Source organism: Streptomyces misionensis (assembly GCF_900104815.1).
In the GTDB taxonomy this organism is placed as follows: Bacteria; Actinomycetota; Actinomycetes; order Streptomycetales; family Streptomycetaceae; genus Streptomyces; species Streptomyces misionensis.
Genome location: NZ_FNTD01000004.1, coordinates 7,969,963 through 7,983,659, shown reverse-complemented (window position 1 = coordinate 7,983,659; position 13,697 = coordinate 7,969,963). Strand labels below are relative to the sequence as shown.

The window sequence follows — 13,697 nt, the reverse complement described above, 5'->3', positions numbered from 1 at the left end:
CGAGCAGTGATCGTCCACCGGGGCAGTTGGCTTCGTGGGCGCCGATGCGGCGCTCATGGACGGGGACGGACGCGGTGCCAGCGTGGGCGGGCGTCACTGCCGCGGCGCCCGGCGACGGAGGCGCAGCGTGGGCATACCCGCTGTACCCGGTCGGCGGTGCCGCCGGATTCCGGGAAGGTGTCGGGCCGGCCGACGTGCGGGAAGCGGGCCAGTTGCGAGCGGCTGAGGGACAGCCCGCAGACGGTCTCGTTGCGGCCCGGCTCCCAGGCATGGACCTCGCCGGCGGGCAGCCTGCGCCGGCCGTCCTCCTCGTCGGTCCACTGTCCCGAGGCGGCAACGGCGTACTGCTTGCCGCGTTTCACGGCCTGGTCCGCCCCGTGAGGAAACTGTTCTCGGTCACCCGGCCCCTTCCTCCGCTCGGTAGGCCCTTCTCTGGTCGGCCGTCCACCCGGTCGGTGGCCCGCAAGCCGCGAGTGCCACGCGGCCCCTGCCCGCACCGGGAACGCCGGGCTCCCCGGTGTGGGCGGGGGCGGCCCGGATGGCCGGGCCGCTCGTGCGGGGGGAACGGCCCGCGTCCGCCGAGTCCCACGGTCACCGCTTCCTCACACGCACGGCCGCGGATGGCCCGTCCCCGAAACCGCCGGCGCACCGCGGCCACCCGCGGGCACCGACGACCGCGCCGTCCTGCGTGAACCCGCCTCCGGCCTTCATCGGGCCTGGGTGATCTCCGCCTGGAGGTCGGCCGGCGCAGAGCGGCCGTCGACCTTCCGGCCGCGTCCCGGTTCGCCGCCACGCCGGCCGCTGTATCCGGGGGCGGAACCGCCGGGCGAGGAGATCCCGGCCGTGCTCTGCGAAGGCCTCCTGCCCAGTTGGTACGCGACTGGGCCGCGGACGCGCGAGCACTTCCACCAGGTCGTCTCTTCGGCGGTGTGATCCGCAGATATCACGCATGGGCAGATCGTGTGAAGACCCGCGGCAGCCGGGAACTGATTAATCGTTAGCTGCTTCGAGTGCGGCTGTGCTTTCGTGGCGGAGCGCCGGAATTCCCGGTGGCAGCCCATCAACCTGCTGAGAGGCAGTACATCCCATGCCCTCCACAGCCAACGCCCGCATCGCCATCGTCGGCGCCGGCCTCGGTGGCCTCGCCTGTGCCCGGGCCCTGCAACGTCACGGCCGATCGGTCACCGTCTACGAACGCGAGGCCTCCGCGGACGCCCGCCCCCAGGGCGGCAGCCTCGACATCCATTCCGGTACCGGACAGGTGGCGCTGCGTGCGGCGGGTCTGATCGACGAGTTCCGCGCCCTGTCCCGCCCGGAGAGCCAGGAGTGGCGCATACTCGACCCCGCGACCGCCGCCGTCCTGCCCGTCCCCGGGCCGCCCAGTCACGACGACGACAGCCCCGAGATCGACCGCGGCCAACTGCGCGCCCTCCTCCTGGACTCCCTCGCCGCGGGCACCGTCCGATGGGACCGTGCCGTGACCGCTGTCACTGCGGGCGAGGACGAAGACGGCACCTGGCAGCTCCTGTTCGAGGACGGGAGCACGGAAACGGCGGACCTGGTGATCGGTGCCGACGGGGCCTGGTCCCGCGTCCGCCCGTCCGTGTCCGACGCCGCGCCCGCCTACAACGGCGTCACCTTCATGGAAGCCGGCTTCGCCGACTGCGACACCCGCCATCCCTCGCTGGCCGCCCTCGTCGGCGACGGCACCATGCTGGCGAGCAACGGCGACAAGGCTCTGCTGGCGCAGCGCAACAGCCAGGGCAACATCCGCGTCTACATCGCCTTCCGCGCCCCGCAGGACTGGCACGTGGCAGCGGGTGTGACCCTCGATGACGTCGAAAGCGTACGCCGGTATCTGGTGGACCTGCTCAAGGGCTGGGACGAGAGCCTGCTCGACTTCGTACGCCGCAACGACGGCGGATTCATCCCACGGCCCGTGTTCGTGCTGCCCGCACCGCACACCTGGGAGCACGTCCCCGGCATCACCCTGCTGGGCGACGCCGCCCACTTGATGCCGCCGGTCGGGCTCGGCGCGAACCTCGCCATGCTCGACGGCACCGACCTGGCCGGCGCCCTCATCGCCGAGTCCACCGTCGAGGACGCGGTCCGGGCCTACGAAAGCGTCATGCTTCCCCGCTCGGGTCAGGCCGCCCTGGAGTGCGCGAAGGTTCTGGACGACATCCTGCCACCGCAGGGCGCCTGAAAACAGGCACCGGACCGGACGGGGTGCCGCGGATCAACACCGCGCGGGCGCAGGGCGGCTGGGGCCCGTGCGGGCCGTGGCCGGGTGACGACGGCAGGGAGTCGCCGCATACGCGTGTGCCTGGGCACCGGTCCGTGGCACCCCGGGCGCGTGAGACGCGCGCCCGCGGGTAACCGGCGATGTCATGAACGCGTTGAGGATACGGCCGCCGAGTTCGCTGTACGGACGGGACACCGAAGCGCCGTCCGCCGCCGGCATCGTCGGACCGAGGAGGTAGACATGCTCTTCCTGGTCGTCGCCCTGCTTCTGCTGGGCATCGTCCTGGGCTCGGCCGCGTACCTTCCCTGGCCCGTGACCGTGGTGGCCGCCGCCGTGATCGCCGTCTGGCTCGTCGTGTTCGCCGGGCGCGAGCGGCGTCGGCGCGGCCGGACGGGGAGGGCCTGACCATGCGGCTGACCGCACCACCCTCCGTCCGCACGGGCCGACGGGACACCGAAGGCATGGCGGTGGCCTCCTTCGTCCTCGGGCTTCTGGGACTGCTCGTCCTCAACCTGGTCCTCGGCCCCATCGCCATCGTGCTGGCCGTCATCGCCCTGCGCCGAAACACCCCGCGCCGCTCGCGAGCGCTGCTCGGACTGGGGCTCGGCATCGCAGACCTGGTCCTGTTCGCCGTCCTGGCCTCCGTCCACGGGGCCACGTCATGGTCGATCTGGGGCGGCTGAGCACTCCGGGGCGCCCGTGCCTCGTGCGGGCGCCCCGGGTTCCGCGCGCTCCCGCCGGGAAACGCCGCTCGTGCCGTCCCACCGGCCGGATCCGGCATGTCCCGGGGAAGACGGCCGGCAGAGTCGCTCGGCGGCGTGCAGCGGGTTCGGCACGCAGCGCGAGCGCGCGCCCCATGTGCGTGCCGGGATCAGTGGGGTACTCGGCGCCCCGACCGTCTTGACCGGGGGCGCTGGTCCGCTCGACGCCGGTACCGACCCCCGCCCGAGTCCCCTGTGGAGCCCGTATGTCCCAGCCTCGCCAGCAGCAGGTCCCGCCCGGTACGACGGACGAGATGAGGCCCCGGCCGGACCACGGTGAACACAGCTACCGGGGCTCGGGACGGCTGGCCGGCAAGGCCGCGGTGATCACGGGCGGGGACAGCGGAATCGGACGTGCGGTGGCGATCGCCTACGCCCGTGAGGGCGCGGATGTCCTGGTCTCCTACCTGGACGAGCACGAGGACGCGGAGGAGACCGCGCGGTGGGTGCGGGAGGCGGGCCGCACGTGCGTACTGGTGCCCGGGGACCTTGCCGACCCGGCGCACTGCCGTTCCGTCGTCGACAAGGCCGTCGAGGAGTTCGGCCGGGTCGACGTACTGGTCAGCAACGCCGCGTTCCAGATGACCCACGACTCCCTCACGGACATCCCCGACGAGGAGTGGGACCGCACGCTCGCCATCAACCTCAGCGCGTTCTTCCACCTGGCCAAGGCCGCGGTCCCGCACATGCGGCCCGGAGCGTCGATCATCGGGAGCACCTCGGTCAACTCCGACAGCCCGCCGCCGCAGCTGCTGCCGTACAACGCCACCAAGGCGGGCATCGCCAACATGGTCGGTTCGCTGTCCCAGATGCTGGCGTCGAAGGGCATTCGCGCCAACAGCGTCGCCCCGGGGCCGATCTGGACGCCGCTCATCCCCGCGACCATGCCGCCCGAGCAGGTCGAGAGCTTCGGCTCGGAGGTGCCGCTGGGGCGGCCCGGCCAACCGGCCGAACTGGCGCCGGTGTACGTCATGCTCGCGTCCGACGAGGCCGCCTACGTGTCCGGTGCCAGGGTCGCCGTCACCGGCGGACAGCCGATCCTGTGAGCCCCGGGGATGCGGCCCTGTACCCGTTGCGGCTGACCGTCACGGCGAAGCCCCTGGTCTTCGGCGGCCACGCCATCGCCCGCCGCCTGGGCAAACGGGGCCTGCCCGACTGGAGCGTCGCGGAGACGTGGGAGTGCAGTGACGTCGAGGGCAACCGCAGTGTGGTGACCAATGGCCCGCTGGCCGGCCGGACCCTGCACCAGGTGCTGTCCGAACAGCCCGAAGCGCTGATGGGCGCCGGCTTCTCCGGTGCGCGCTTCCCCGTGCTGACCAAGTTCATCGACGCCACCGGCACCCTGCCGGTACATCTGCACGCCGACGACGAGACGGCCCGGCGCCTGGAGGGGCAGCCCAACGGAAAGACCGAGGCCTGGCACATCCTGGAGGCCGCGCCCGGCGCGACCGCCCTGTGCGGCGTCAAGGAGGGGGTCACGGCCGGCCGATTGCGGGCCGCGCTGGAGGCGCAGGACTTCGACGCCGTACTGCGCCGTCTGCCGGTGCGCGCGGGCGAGACCCTCTACGTGCCCGGCGGTACCCTGCACAGCTTCGGACCGGACACCCTCGTCTACGAGATCGAGCAGACGTCCGACATCCAGCAGCACGCGATGCGCTGGAACATGACGGACGGCTCGCCGGTGGGCGATCGGGAACACCGGTCCAACCTCGACATGTTGATGCGGCAGGCCGACCTGGAGAACCGCCCGGACTTCACGCCCGGATTGGGCGTCGCCGTCGGGGACGGAGTGGAGCGGGTCTTCCTCTGCGCGGGCCCCTACTTCGCCCTGGAACGCTGGCGCGCGGGCACCACGGACCCCTTGCGCCACGCCTTCGGCAGCGCGCACATCCTGTCGAACGTCGGCGCCCCGGTGCGGGTGCGGACCGGTACGTGGAGTGAAGAACTCGGCCGCGCGGAGACGCTCCTGCTGCCCGCGGCGTGCGGTGACGTGGAGATCACCGGGCCTGCCGACGTCCTGTTCGGCCATCTGCCCGACCTCGACCGCGACGTCCGCGGCCCCTTGCTCGCCGCGGGGTACCCCCTGCCGCTCCTGCGACGGTTCACCGCGACGTCGGACTGACGGGTGAGGAGCGCGCCCGGCGCCTGCCATGGCGCCGGGGACCAGCCGGACCGGGGGCAGGTCCGGTGCGCCGTTCAGCGCGGTGAGCTCCTCCCCCACCCGGTCCGCCGTGGCGTGCCTGCCGGACCGGGCGAGGTGTTCCTCGACCACCTCCCTGCGGCGGCGCCCGCTCGAACCGTCGGGCGTGTCCCTACTCGTCGAGCGAGCCGACGGCGTCCGGCCGGGTGGTGTGGTCGGGGTGTCCGCGCGTGCGACGCCGCTCCTTCAGCTCGGCCTCGTACAAGTGGTCCCTGCCCGCGACCAGTTCCCGGCGTGCCTGGGCTTCGATGTCCTTGAACGGCTCGTAATAGGTGGAGTTGTAGGCCTCGATGATCTGGAACGTCCAGTGCCCGGGAATCACGTTGCGGCCCAGGATCTCCCGCTGCACCCGGTCCGCCCACCCGTGCTGGCCGGCCTCCTGCAGCAGCGCTACCGCACGGTCCAGTGCGAAGTCGGCACCTCCGGTGAGCTGGTGGAAGGCGTAGAGGTGGCCGCGGGCACGTTCGGTCGTCTCCAGCGCCTTCGACAACGCCCCAAGGGCCTGGACGAGGGTGTCCGAGACATTCGGCGGGCGCCGGTGCGCACCGTCCGGGCCGTCATGGTGAGTGCTCATGCCCTCACGCATCCCCCGGCCCGGCCGGTTTGGCGCTCCCGCGCCGCCACATGGGCAGCCGCGGCCACCCGTCCGGCGGGCACCCGGCCATCCCGCGCCGCACCGCGGACGCTCGGCCGCTCGAAGCGCTCAGTGCTCGTCCGTGTCCCCGAGGCTCCGTACGGCCTCCTTCACCTTGGCCACCGCGAAGCCCCAGCCCTGCTCGACGGTCGGCTGGGCCGGAACGGCTACCTCGTCGGGGTTGGTGAGGACGTCCAGCAGGACCGGACCCGGGCTGCGGAAGGCCCGCCGCACCGCGCTCTCCACATCCGACGGGTCGGTCACGCGGATGCCGGTGATGCCCATGGCCTCGGCCACGGCGGCGAAGTCGGGATTGTCGAGCACGGTGCCGAACTCGGGCAGTCCGGCCTGTTCCTGTTCGAGTTTCACCATCCCCAGCCGGCGGTTGTCGAAGACGACGAGCTTGACGGGCAGGCGGTGGGTCTTGAGTGTCATGAGGTCGCCGAGGAGCATGCTCAGCCCGCCGTCTCCGCAGAAGGCCACGACCTGGCGCTCGCGGTCCAGGCACTGGGCGCCCAGCGCCTGTGGCATGGCATTGGCCATCGAGCCGAGGTTGTACGAGCCGATGAGGCGTCGCTCACCGCGCATCTCGACGAAACGGGAGAGCCACACCGTGGCCATGCCCGTGTCGGAGGTGAAGACGGCGTCGTCGGCGGCGGCGCGGTCCACCGCGGCGGCCAGCACCTCGGGCCTGATGTCGTGGGCGCGGTTGTCCAGCGCGGAGCGGAGCCGTCCGACGAGGCCCTTGTCGTGACGGGGGTCGGCGAGCCGGGCCTGGCCGGCGCGCCACCGGTCGAAGCGTTCTCGCGCCTTGTCCAGGTGCGAACGGTCACGTGCGTCCCCGGGCCCGGTGGCGAGGTGCTCCAGGAGGTCGCGCACGGTGGCGCCGGCGTCCCCCACGAGCCCGACGTCGACCGGCACCCGGCGCCCGATGTGAGTGGCCTCGGTGTCGACCTGGATCACTGTCCTGCCCTCGGGATACCAGTCCCGGTAGGGGAAGTCGGTGCCGAGCAGCAGAAGGGTGTCCGCGTCCTGGAGGGCCGCCGCAGCGGCCGGGTTGCCGATCAGACCGGTCTGGCCGACCTGGTAGGGGTTGTGGTCGCCTTCGAAGCCCGCCTTCGCCTTCAGGGTGAGCACCATCGGCGCGGCCAGACGGTCGGCGAGGGCGAGGACGTCCTCGCGGGCGGCGCGCGCTCCTTCGCCGACGAGCATGGTGACGCGCTCCGAGCGGTCGAGGAGTTCCGCGGCGCGCCGGCCGGCCGACGCGTCCGGCCGGCTCACCGCAGGGGTCAGGGAGAACCGGGGCGGCCGGTCGCCGCTCACCTCCCGCTCTCCGAGGTCGCCCGGCACGGTGAGGACGGCGACTCCCCTGCGGCCGAGCGCGTTGCGCACCGCCGTCTCCAGCATCTGCGGCAGTTGGTCGGGCGAGGTGATGGTGGCGCGGAAGACGGCCACGTCGCTGAAGAGGGCGTCGTTGTCGACTTCCTGGAAGTAGTCGCTGCCGAGTTCGGCGAGCGGTACCTGGCCGGCGATGGCCAGGACCGGGGCGTGGCTCTTGGCCGCGTCGTACAGTCCGTTGAGGAGGTGGACGGAGCCGGGTCCGACGGTGCCCATGCACACGCCGAGGGTGCCGGTGAGCTGGGACTGGGCGCTCGCGGCGAAGGCCGCCGCCTCCTCGTGCCGGCAACCGACCCATTCCAGGTTCTCGGTGCCTCGGATGGCGTCGGTCAGGGGGTTGAGCGCGTCCCCCACGACGCCGAACACCTGGCGCACGCCGAGTTCGCTCAGTGCGTCCACGATGACGCGGGCAACGGTACGGGACATGTGGTTCCTCCGGGTCAGACGGTGAAACGGTCGGGGTCGGCGGCCTCCCAGTCGGCCGCCCAAGAGGCCGGTGGCTCGGCGAGCAACTGCCCCGGCGCGAGCCACTCGTACAGTTCTTCGTAGGAGCGCTCGGTGACGGGGTCGACGCGTCGACGGAGCATGTGCGGACGCAGGTCCGCCGGATCCGTGACGCCCATGGACGCCATGATCTGGAGCGCGCCGGCCACGGTCGCCTCCTGGAATCGGCGCACGCGTGCCGTCTTGTCCTGGACGTCGAGGGCACGGGCCCGGCGGGGATCCTGGGTGGTGACGCCGGTGGGGCAGGTGTTCGTATGGCACCGCTGCGCCTGGATGCAGCCGACGGCGAACATCATCGCGCGCGCGGCGTTGCCGTAGTCGGCGCCCTGCACCATGCGCTTGACGAGGTCGGTTCCGGTGGCGATCTTGCCGCTGGCCCCGATCTTGATCCGGTCGCGGAGTCCCGCGCCCACGAGGGCGTTGTGCACGGTGAGCAACCCCTCGGTGAGCGGGGTGCCCACGTGGTCGGCGAACTCCAGCGGTGCCGCGCCCGTCCCTCCCTCGGAGCCGTCGACCACGATGAAGTCCGGGGCGGTCCCCTCCTCCACCATCGCCTTGCACACGGCCAGGAACTGCCGGCGCGAGCCCACACAGAGCTTGAACCCGGCGGGCTTGCCACCGGACAGCTCGCGCATGCGGGCGATGAACCGCACGAGTTCGCGCGGAGTGGAGAACACGCGGTGGTACGGCGGGGAGACGACCGTCCGGCCTTCGGGCACGTCACGGACCCGCGCGATCTCGGCGTTCACCTTGGCTCCCGGCAGCACCCCGCCGATGCCGGGCTTGGCGCCCTGCGACAACTTCAGGGACACGCACTTGACGTGGTCGTGTGCGGCTTTGTCGGCGAACTCGGCCGCGTCGAAGTCACCGTCCTCGGTGCGGCAGCCGAAGTACCCGGTGCCGATCTCCCACACGAGGTCGCCACCCGGGCGCAGGTGGTACTCGGACAGGCCGCCCTCACCGGTGTCCTGGGCGAATCCTCCGGCCGCCGCCCCTCCGTTGAGCGCGAGGACCGCGTTGGCGGACAGCGAGCCGAAGCTCATCGCGGACACGTTCAGCAGTGCCATGTCGTAGGGGCGGGCGCATTCCGGGCCGCCGACGCGTACGCGCGGCGGGTGCTCCGGCACCGGGCAGGGGGCCATCGACGGAACCAGGAACTCGTGGCCGGGCTGGTACACGTCCCGTTCGGTGCCGAACGGCTCCTCCGCGTCCGTGCCCTTGGCCCGCTCGTAGACCATGCTTCGCACGTCCCGGTCGAAGGGGCGCCCGTCATAGTTCCGCTCGATGAAGTACTGCTGCAGTTCCGGGCGTATGCGTTCCATGAGGAAGCGGGCATGGCCGAGGACGGGATAGTTGCGCAGCACCGAGTGCTCCCGCTGGATCAGGTCCCAGCCGCCCAGCACGCCCAGGGACAACAGCGGAAGGGCCGCGAACCACCAGTAGGGCGAGCTTCCGACGGCTGCCGCGGCGCTCACGATCGCGGCGATGGTGGTCAGGAGGACGATCACAATGCGTGTCACCCCTCGCGCATTGCCCGGCAACCGGCCTCCATGCGCCCTGACCTCCCAAGAACCCGTCATTTCCGCGCGCGGCCGGGGCGGGAGAGTGCTTCGGAGGAAGGCGTGCGACTCCCCCGCGCGGGAAGCAGGAAGCGCAGGGACGCGCCGCACAGGGCGGCGGCGCTGGCGAAGACGGCACGAGGAGGTCGGCGATGGAATGGTCTGGCTGGATTGTCTTCTTCATCGCGGTGGCGGTGTTACTCGCCGCGGCGGCAGTGGTCATCCAGGCCAAACGCCGTAGCGGAACGGTGATCGCGGTGCGTTCGGGTCGCCGGCCGGGCGGGGAGGGATCGCGGTGATCACTCCCCTGCTCGCCTCGGAACTGACCAAGCGGGTGGTCGTGACGCTGAGCGGCGAGGCGGTCGCCCAGGTCAAGGACACCGTTTTCGACTTCAAGGCGGGCCGGATCACCGGCTTCACCTTGAGCGGGCGCGGCCTGCTCGCCGGTCCGCTCAAGGTGAGCCTGCCGTTCTCCGGAGTGCACGCCATCGGCCCCTCCGCCGTGATGGTGCCCAGTGCGGCGGTCCTGGTGGAGCGGAAGGCGGTCCTGGCGACCCATGAAGCCGGGCACGGGCAGGTCATCGGCGCGCCGGTCCTCACCGACCAGGGGACCGAGGCGGGCACCGTCCTGGACGTCGTGATCGAGGCCGGCGGCAGCGGACGGCTGATCGGCTTCGAGATCGCCGTGAAGGAGGACACCGACTCCGGCCACGAAGAGCGCAGGGGGTTCATCCCGCGCGGAGAGGCGCTCGCCGTCTCCGGACGCGCCATGGTCGTCCCCGCGCACGCCCGCCACTTCGTGGCCGACGACCTGCCCAGCTTCGGCGCCCAGGTCGAGGCCTTCCGCCGCTACACCGCGAGGCCGTCCCACCTCACGCCCACGAAACCCGAGGAGACCCAGGCATGATGCTGGTGAGTCAGGCCCACGGGCTTCCCGTGATCACGGCCGAGGAAGCCGAAGAGCTGGGCCTCGTGAGCGGGCTGACCATCGACCCGCGCACCAGGAGCGTCGTCTGCGTGCGTCTGTCCGGCGCTCCGAAACACGCGACGACGATCGGCTGGGACCTGATCGAAGGGGTGGGACGGAGCGCCGTCGTCGTACGGTCCCGCGCCTCGGCCGGTTCCGGCCGGGACGATTTCCCCACCCATCACGAGATCCTCGGCAAGCGGGTCCTCACGGAGCACGGCACCGCGCACGGCACCGTCAAGGACGTCGCGTTCGACACGACCACCGGGCACCTCCACACGCTGTACACGGCTCTCGGCGAGATCTCCGGGAACCACCTCCTGGGCATCGGCGAGTACGCGGTCGTCGTACGCGGTGCCTAGGACGGCGGCGATGTCCGCGTGCCGGCGGCGTGCGTGACGCCGTGGCCCGGGGCGGCTCGGCAGTGGGTCCACCGCCCCGGCGAGCGCGTCTCGGTGGCCCTCAGCTCGTGCGGCCGAAGCAGCGTTCGAGTTCGTTCAGGTCGTAGAACGCGCTGCCCTTGGACACCGGTCGGCAGCCCTGCTTGAAGGCGGTCTCCTTCTCGTTGTAGAGCATCCGTACCAGGTAGGTGTCGCCCTTGCGGAAGACGTCCCACTGGATGTTCGCCGCCATCGGGGCGACGGACGCCCCGCGCCACGTGTTGTCGGCATAGGTGTACGGCCGGTCGGGCGTCGCCGCTTCGGTGCTGCCCGGCAGGCCCATCAGCGCGGCCAGCGGGATGATCTCCTCGGCGTGCGTGAAGCGCAGCTCCGCGCCCAGCGTGCTCGTGCCGTCACGCTTGGCCTCGACCTGCTTGAAGAAGTCGTCGAGCAGGACGTCCGCCATCTGGTAGGTGATGTCGCTGTCCGCGAAGCCGGGGCCCTTCTCGTAGAAGTCCTCGGCGTCGCTCAGGTAGCCGAACCATGCGGCGTCGCGCGGTGCGATGTAGCGCCCCATGGGCAGGGCGCGGCCGTCCGGCATCTCGGCGCTCATCGCCGGGGCGATCGCGTAGAGGTTGTAGACGGCCTGGGCGGCGTCGACGTCCGAGGAGGAGAACTCGCCGTCCGCGATGCGCTGGACGAACGCGGGGCTGAAGATCCTCTCCAGGACCCTGCGGGCGGCCTGCCGGGTGGCGGGCTGATCGGTGATGCTCTTGAGGGTGGCGGCCAGCCGCTGGTCGTGGTCGATGTAGTCGCGGTAGGCGGCGCCGCCGGCCGACTTGTGGAAATAGAGCAGGTCCCTGTCGGACCGGGCGGGCCGGATGAGCGGCTTCAGGGCGGGGTCCTCGGCGGCGAGGGCGCCGGTGAACACGTTGCCGCTGGCGACGGCGCGTGCCTCGCCGGAGTTGACGACGTCGATGGGTGCGGAGTCCTTGGCGATCCGCCGGAACAGGTCCGGAAGCCGCTGCTCCATGCGTGCGGCGGTGCCGCGCAGCTCCTGCTCGCCGCGCCCGCTCAGGTTTCCGTAGCCGATCTCGTCCATGGCGGCGAGGAGCGTGCGCACGTCGGGCCCGAGCCGCCTGCCGGCGGAGGTGAGCTGGCCTTCACTGGCGGCCTGGTCCCACAGCCCGAGGACGAGGTCGCCGTCCTTGCCGCTGGTCGCGGCGCGCGAGCCGTGCCGGGAGACGGTCTCGGTGAAGACGGGGACGTAGCCCTTGGGAGCTTGCTGGTAGCCGCGGTCGTTCTGCCGCGGCTCGTACGACGCCTTGGTCCCGTAGCTGTCGAGGGGCCGCGAGCCGGTGGCGTGGGCGGGCACCGAGGCGGCGAGCAGTGCGGACAGTCCGAGGGCGATGATGGGGGCGACCCGTTTCATAGGGCGCATGATGATCGTTGTGGGTGAACGGAGGCCGGCCCCCAGGTGGCCAGTGCGGGCGCGCCTCAGGAGGCGTCGTCCGGCGGTTTCCCGTGCGGGGGTTCGGGCGGCGGATCGAAGCGCACGCTGACCTTCTGGAACCCCTTGAAGGCCTCGGTGGCGGCGTACGACCGGTAGGCGCGGCGGTCGGCCGCGCTCAGCTGCACCCGGTCCGTGAACGGCGTCAGCAGGCTGCGGGGCCACAGGCGCATCACCCACACGGCCCCCGCCTCGGCCGCCATGATGAAGATCAGGGCCCCGACGTAGAGCCAGGCGAGCAGGCCCAGGACGATGCCGAACATGCCGTAGGTGGCGGTGGCCCCGTGCAGCACGTGGCTGACGTAGTAGGAGCCCACCCATTGCAACGCCTGCCACGCGCAGGCGCCGCCCAGCGCCACTCCGGCGAGCCGGCGCAGCGGCAGTGCCCGGTGGGTCAGCAACCGGTAACTCACGAGCAGCAGGAGCGTGTTCAGGCCCACGGAACCGGCGGTGACGGCGAGCCAGCTGGCACCCCGCAGCCGCACGCCGAACAGGTACGTCTGGGACGCCGCCACCGACAGCAGGGTGGACGCGCACAGTCCGACCGCGAGGACCAGCAGGAACACCATCCCCTTCAGCCTCGAGCGGAGCGGGTCCGGGCGGGCGTGCCGGGGAACCGCCCAGATCTTGTTGAGGGCGTACTGCGCGGCCTGGGCGACACCGAGGGAACCGTAGACGCTGCCCGCGATACCCGCGGCGAGCGCGGCCCCGTTGCCGCGGAAGGAGTGGATGTTGTGGCCGAGCTGGTCGCCGATGACCGGGAACTTGCGCAGCGCCGAGTCCATGACCTGCTGGCGCAGGGAGGGATCGTCGCTGAGGAAGGTGCTCAGGACGGCGACGAGGATGAGGAACAGCGGGAAGAGCGAGAGGAAGCCGTAGTACGTGAGCAGGGCCGCGAGGTACAGACCCTGGTCGTCGTAGAACTTGTACAGGACGCCGAGCGGCAGACCCACCCAGTGGTGGCGTCTCTGGAAGCCGTCGACGCGCTCGAGGAATCCCATGACCTGCGCTCAACCTAGGTGATCGATTCCAAGGGCTGCCCTCGGAGACGCAACAGCACCCTATGCGACGCGGCCTCTTTTGCCATAGAAGTGCTCCGGGGGACGGCCTGTCCCGATCTCGTTTGGAGTCGCCCGATGACCGTTCGTCGCGTCGTGCCCAACATCCACTCTCCGGCTGCGCGGGAGAGCCGGGAGTTCTACGGCCTGCTCGGCTTCGAGGAGGTCATGAATCACGGTTGGATCATGACCCTCGCATCCCCGTCCAACCCGGCGGCGCAGATCAGCGTCACGGCCGGCGACAAGACGGCTCCGGTCACCCCCGACATGAGCGTGGAGGTGGACGACGTGGATGCCGCCTACGCGGTCATGCGGGAGCGCGGTGCAGAGATCGTCCACCCCTTGCAGGACGAGGAGTGGGGAGTGCGGCGGTTCTTCGTCCGCGACCCCAGCGGCCGCGTGGTCAACCTGCTGGGCCACCGCTGATCCCTCTCCCGCGCCAAGCTGATCGCCGGGGGCCGCCGCCCCTGCCGGATCATGC

At 71.5% G+C, this 13,697-nt stretch carries 14 protein-coding genes; 8 read left to right on the top strand and 6 right to left on the bottom strand.

Annotation, left to right across the window (positions count from 1 at the left end):
- Positions 1-53 precede the first annotated feature (53 nt).
- Positions 54-362, bottom strand: a complete 309-nt coding sequence (locus BLW85_RS37010; protein ID WP_074995818.1) for a hypothetical protein — start codon at positions 360-362, stop codon at positions 54-56.
- A 725-nt stretch (positions 363-1,087) separates the two neighbouring features.
- On the opposite strand from BLW85_RS37010, the gene BLW85_RS37005 reads away from it, so the two are divergent.
- The 5 genes from BLW85_RS37005 (at position 1,088) to BLW85_RS36990 (ending at position 5,128) form a co-directional block, all read left to right on the top strand.
- Positions 1,088-2,206, top strand: a complete 1,119-nt coding sequence (locus BLW85_RS37005; RefSeq protein WP_074995817.1) for an FAD-dependent oxidoreductase — start codon at positions 1,088-1,090, stop codon at positions 2,204-2,206.
- 279 nt (positions 2,207-2,485) lie between these two features.
- Positions 2,486-2,650 carry a hypothetical protein gene (locus tag BLW85_RS39670; protein ID WP_167381466.1) on the top strand — a complete coding sequence of 55 codons (165 nt, stop codon included), beginning with the start codon at positions 2,486-2,488 and terminating at the stop codon, positions 2,648-2,650.
- Between the two features lie 2 nt (positions 2,651-2,652).
- Positions 2,653-2,928, top strand: coding sequence for a DUF4190 domain-containing protein (locus tag BLW85_RS37000; protein WP_074995816.1), 276 nt, complete (start codon positions 2,653-2,655; stop codon positions 2,926-2,928).
- A gap of 284 nt (positions 2,929-3,212) precedes the next feature.
- Positions 3,213-4,052 (top strand): SDR family oxidoreductase, encoded by an 840-nt coding sequence (locus tag BLW85_RS36995; protein WP_107409249.1) that lies wholly within the window; start codon positions 3,213-3,215, stop codon positions 4,050-4,052.
- Positions 4,049-5,128 carry a type I phosphomannose isomerase catalytic subunit gene (locus BLW85_RS36990; protein ID WP_208624939.1) on the top strand — a complete coding sequence of 360 codons (1,080 nt, stop codon included), beginning with the start codon at positions 4,049-4,051 and terminating at the stop codon, positions 5,126-5,128. The genes BLW85_RS36995 and BLW85_RS36990 overlap by 4 nt, the downstream gene beginning before the upstream one ends.
- A 190-nt stretch (positions 5,129-5,318) precedes the next feature.
- Here the strand turns inward: BLW85_RS36990 and BLW85_RS36985 are convergent, their stop codons facing one another.
- The 3 genes from BLW85_RS36985 to BLW85_RS36975 all read right to left on the bottom strand — a co-directional run bounded on the left by BLW85_RS36985 (position 5,319) and on the right by BLW85_RS36975 (position 9,262).
- Positions 5,319-5,780: a hypothetical protein gene (locus BLW85_RS36985; protein ID WP_074996360.1), complete on the bottom strand. Its 462-nt coding sequence runs from the start codon at positions 5,778-5,780 to the stop codon at positions 5,319-5,321.
- Positions 5,781-5,909: 129 nt separating this feature from the next.
- Entirely contained in the window at positions 5,910-7,664 is a 1,755-nt protein-coding gene (locus tag BLW85_RS36980) for a thiamine pyrophosphate-dependent enzyme (protein ID WP_074995815.1), read from the bottom strand.
- A gap of 14 nt (positions 7,665-7,678) precedes the next feature.
- Positions 7,679-9,262 carry an FMN-binding glutamate synthase family protein gene (locus tag BLW85_RS36975; protein WP_074995814.1) on the bottom strand — a complete coding sequence of 528 codons (1,584 nt, stop codon included), beginning with the start codon at positions 9,260-9,262 and terminating at the stop codon, positions 7,679-7,681.
- 334 nt (positions 9,263-9,596) lie between these two features.
- Here BLW85_RS36975 and BLW85_RS36970 point away from each other — a divergent pair, with 334 nt between their 5' ends.
- Together BLW85_RS36970 and BLW85_RS36965 are read left to right on the top strand one after the other, a co-directional pair.
- Positions 9,597-10,208, top strand: a complete 612-nt coding sequence (locus BLW85_RS36970) for a PRC-barrel domain-containing protein (RefSeq protein WP_074995813.1) — start codon at positions 9,597-9,599, stop codon at positions 10,206-10,208.
- On the top strand, positions 10,205-10,630 hold the full coding sequence (locus tag BLW85_RS36965) for a PRC-barrel domain containing protein (protein WP_074995812.1): 426 nt from the start codon (positions 10,205-10,207) through the stop codon (positions 10,628-10,630). Before BLW85_RS36970 ends, BLW85_RS36965 begins: the two co-directional genes overlap by 4 nt.
- A 100-nt stretch (positions 10,631-10,730) precedes the next feature.
- On the opposite strand, the gene BLW85_RS36960 is transcribed toward BLW85_RS36965, so the two are convergent.
- Entirely contained in the window at positions 10,731-12,080 is a 1,350-nt protein-coding gene (locus BLW85_RS36960) for a histidine-type phosphatase (protein WP_107409247.1), read from the bottom strand.
- A 65-nt stretch (positions 12,081-12,145) separates the two neighbouring features.
- Positions 12,146-13,159, bottom strand: a complete 1,014-nt coding sequence (locus BLW85_RS36955; protein WP_070025808.1) for a YihY/virulence factor BrkB family protein — start codon at positions 13,157-13,159, stop codon at positions 12,146-12,148.
- A 135-nt stretch (positions 13,160-13,294) separates the two neighbouring features.
- On the opposite strand from BLW85_RS36955, the gene BLW85_RS36950 reads away from it, so the two are divergent.
- Positions 13,295-13,642 carry a VOC family protein gene (locus tag BLW85_RS36950; protein WP_074995810.1) on the top strand — a complete coding sequence of 116 codons (348 nt, stop codon included), beginning with the start codon at positions 13,295-13,297 and terminating at the stop codon, positions 13,640-13,642.
- Positions 13,643-13,697: the final 55 nt, after the last annotated feature.

Coding starts and splice junctions, on each gene's coding strand:
- BLW85_RS37005 (WP_074995817.1), top strand. CDS start 1,088: ATGCCCTCCACAGCCAACGCCCGCATCGCCATCGTCGGCGCCGGCCTC.
- BLW85_RS39670 (WP_167381466.1), top strand. CDS start 2,486: ATGCTCTTCCTGGTCGTCGCCCTGCTTCTGCTGGGCATCGTCCTGGGC.
- BLW85_RS37000 (WP_074995816.1), top strand. CDS start 2,653: ATGCGGCTGACCGCACCACCCTCCGTCCGCACGGGCCGACGGGACACC.
- BLW85_RS36995 (WP_107409249.1), top strand. CDS start 3,213: ATGTCCCAGCCTCGCCAGCAGCAGGTCCCGCCCGGTACGACGGACGAG.
- BLW85_RS36985 (WP_074996360.1), bottom strand. CDS start 5,780: ATGAGCACTCACCATGACGGCCCGGACGGTGCGCACCGGCGCCCGCCG.
- BLW85_RS36980 (WP_074995815.1), bottom strand. CDS start 7,664: ATGTCCCGTACCGTTGCCCGCGTCATCGTGGACGCACTGAGCGAACTC.
- BLW85_RS36965 (WP_074995812.1), top strand. CDS start 10,205: ATGATGCTGGTGAGTCAGGCCCACGGGCTTCCCGTGATCACGGCCGAG.
- BLW85_RS36960 (WP_107409247.1), bottom strand. CDS start 12,080: ATGAAACGGGTCGCCCCCATCATCGCCCTCGGACTGTCCGCACTGCTC.
- BLW85_RS36955 (WP_070025808.1), bottom strand. CDS start 13,159: ATGGGATTCCTCGAGCGCGTCGACGGCTTCCAGAGACGCCACCACTGG.
- BLW85_RS36950 (WP_074995810.1), top strand. CDS start 13,295: ATGACCGTTCGTCGCGTCGTGCCCAACATCCACTCTCCGGCTGCGCGG.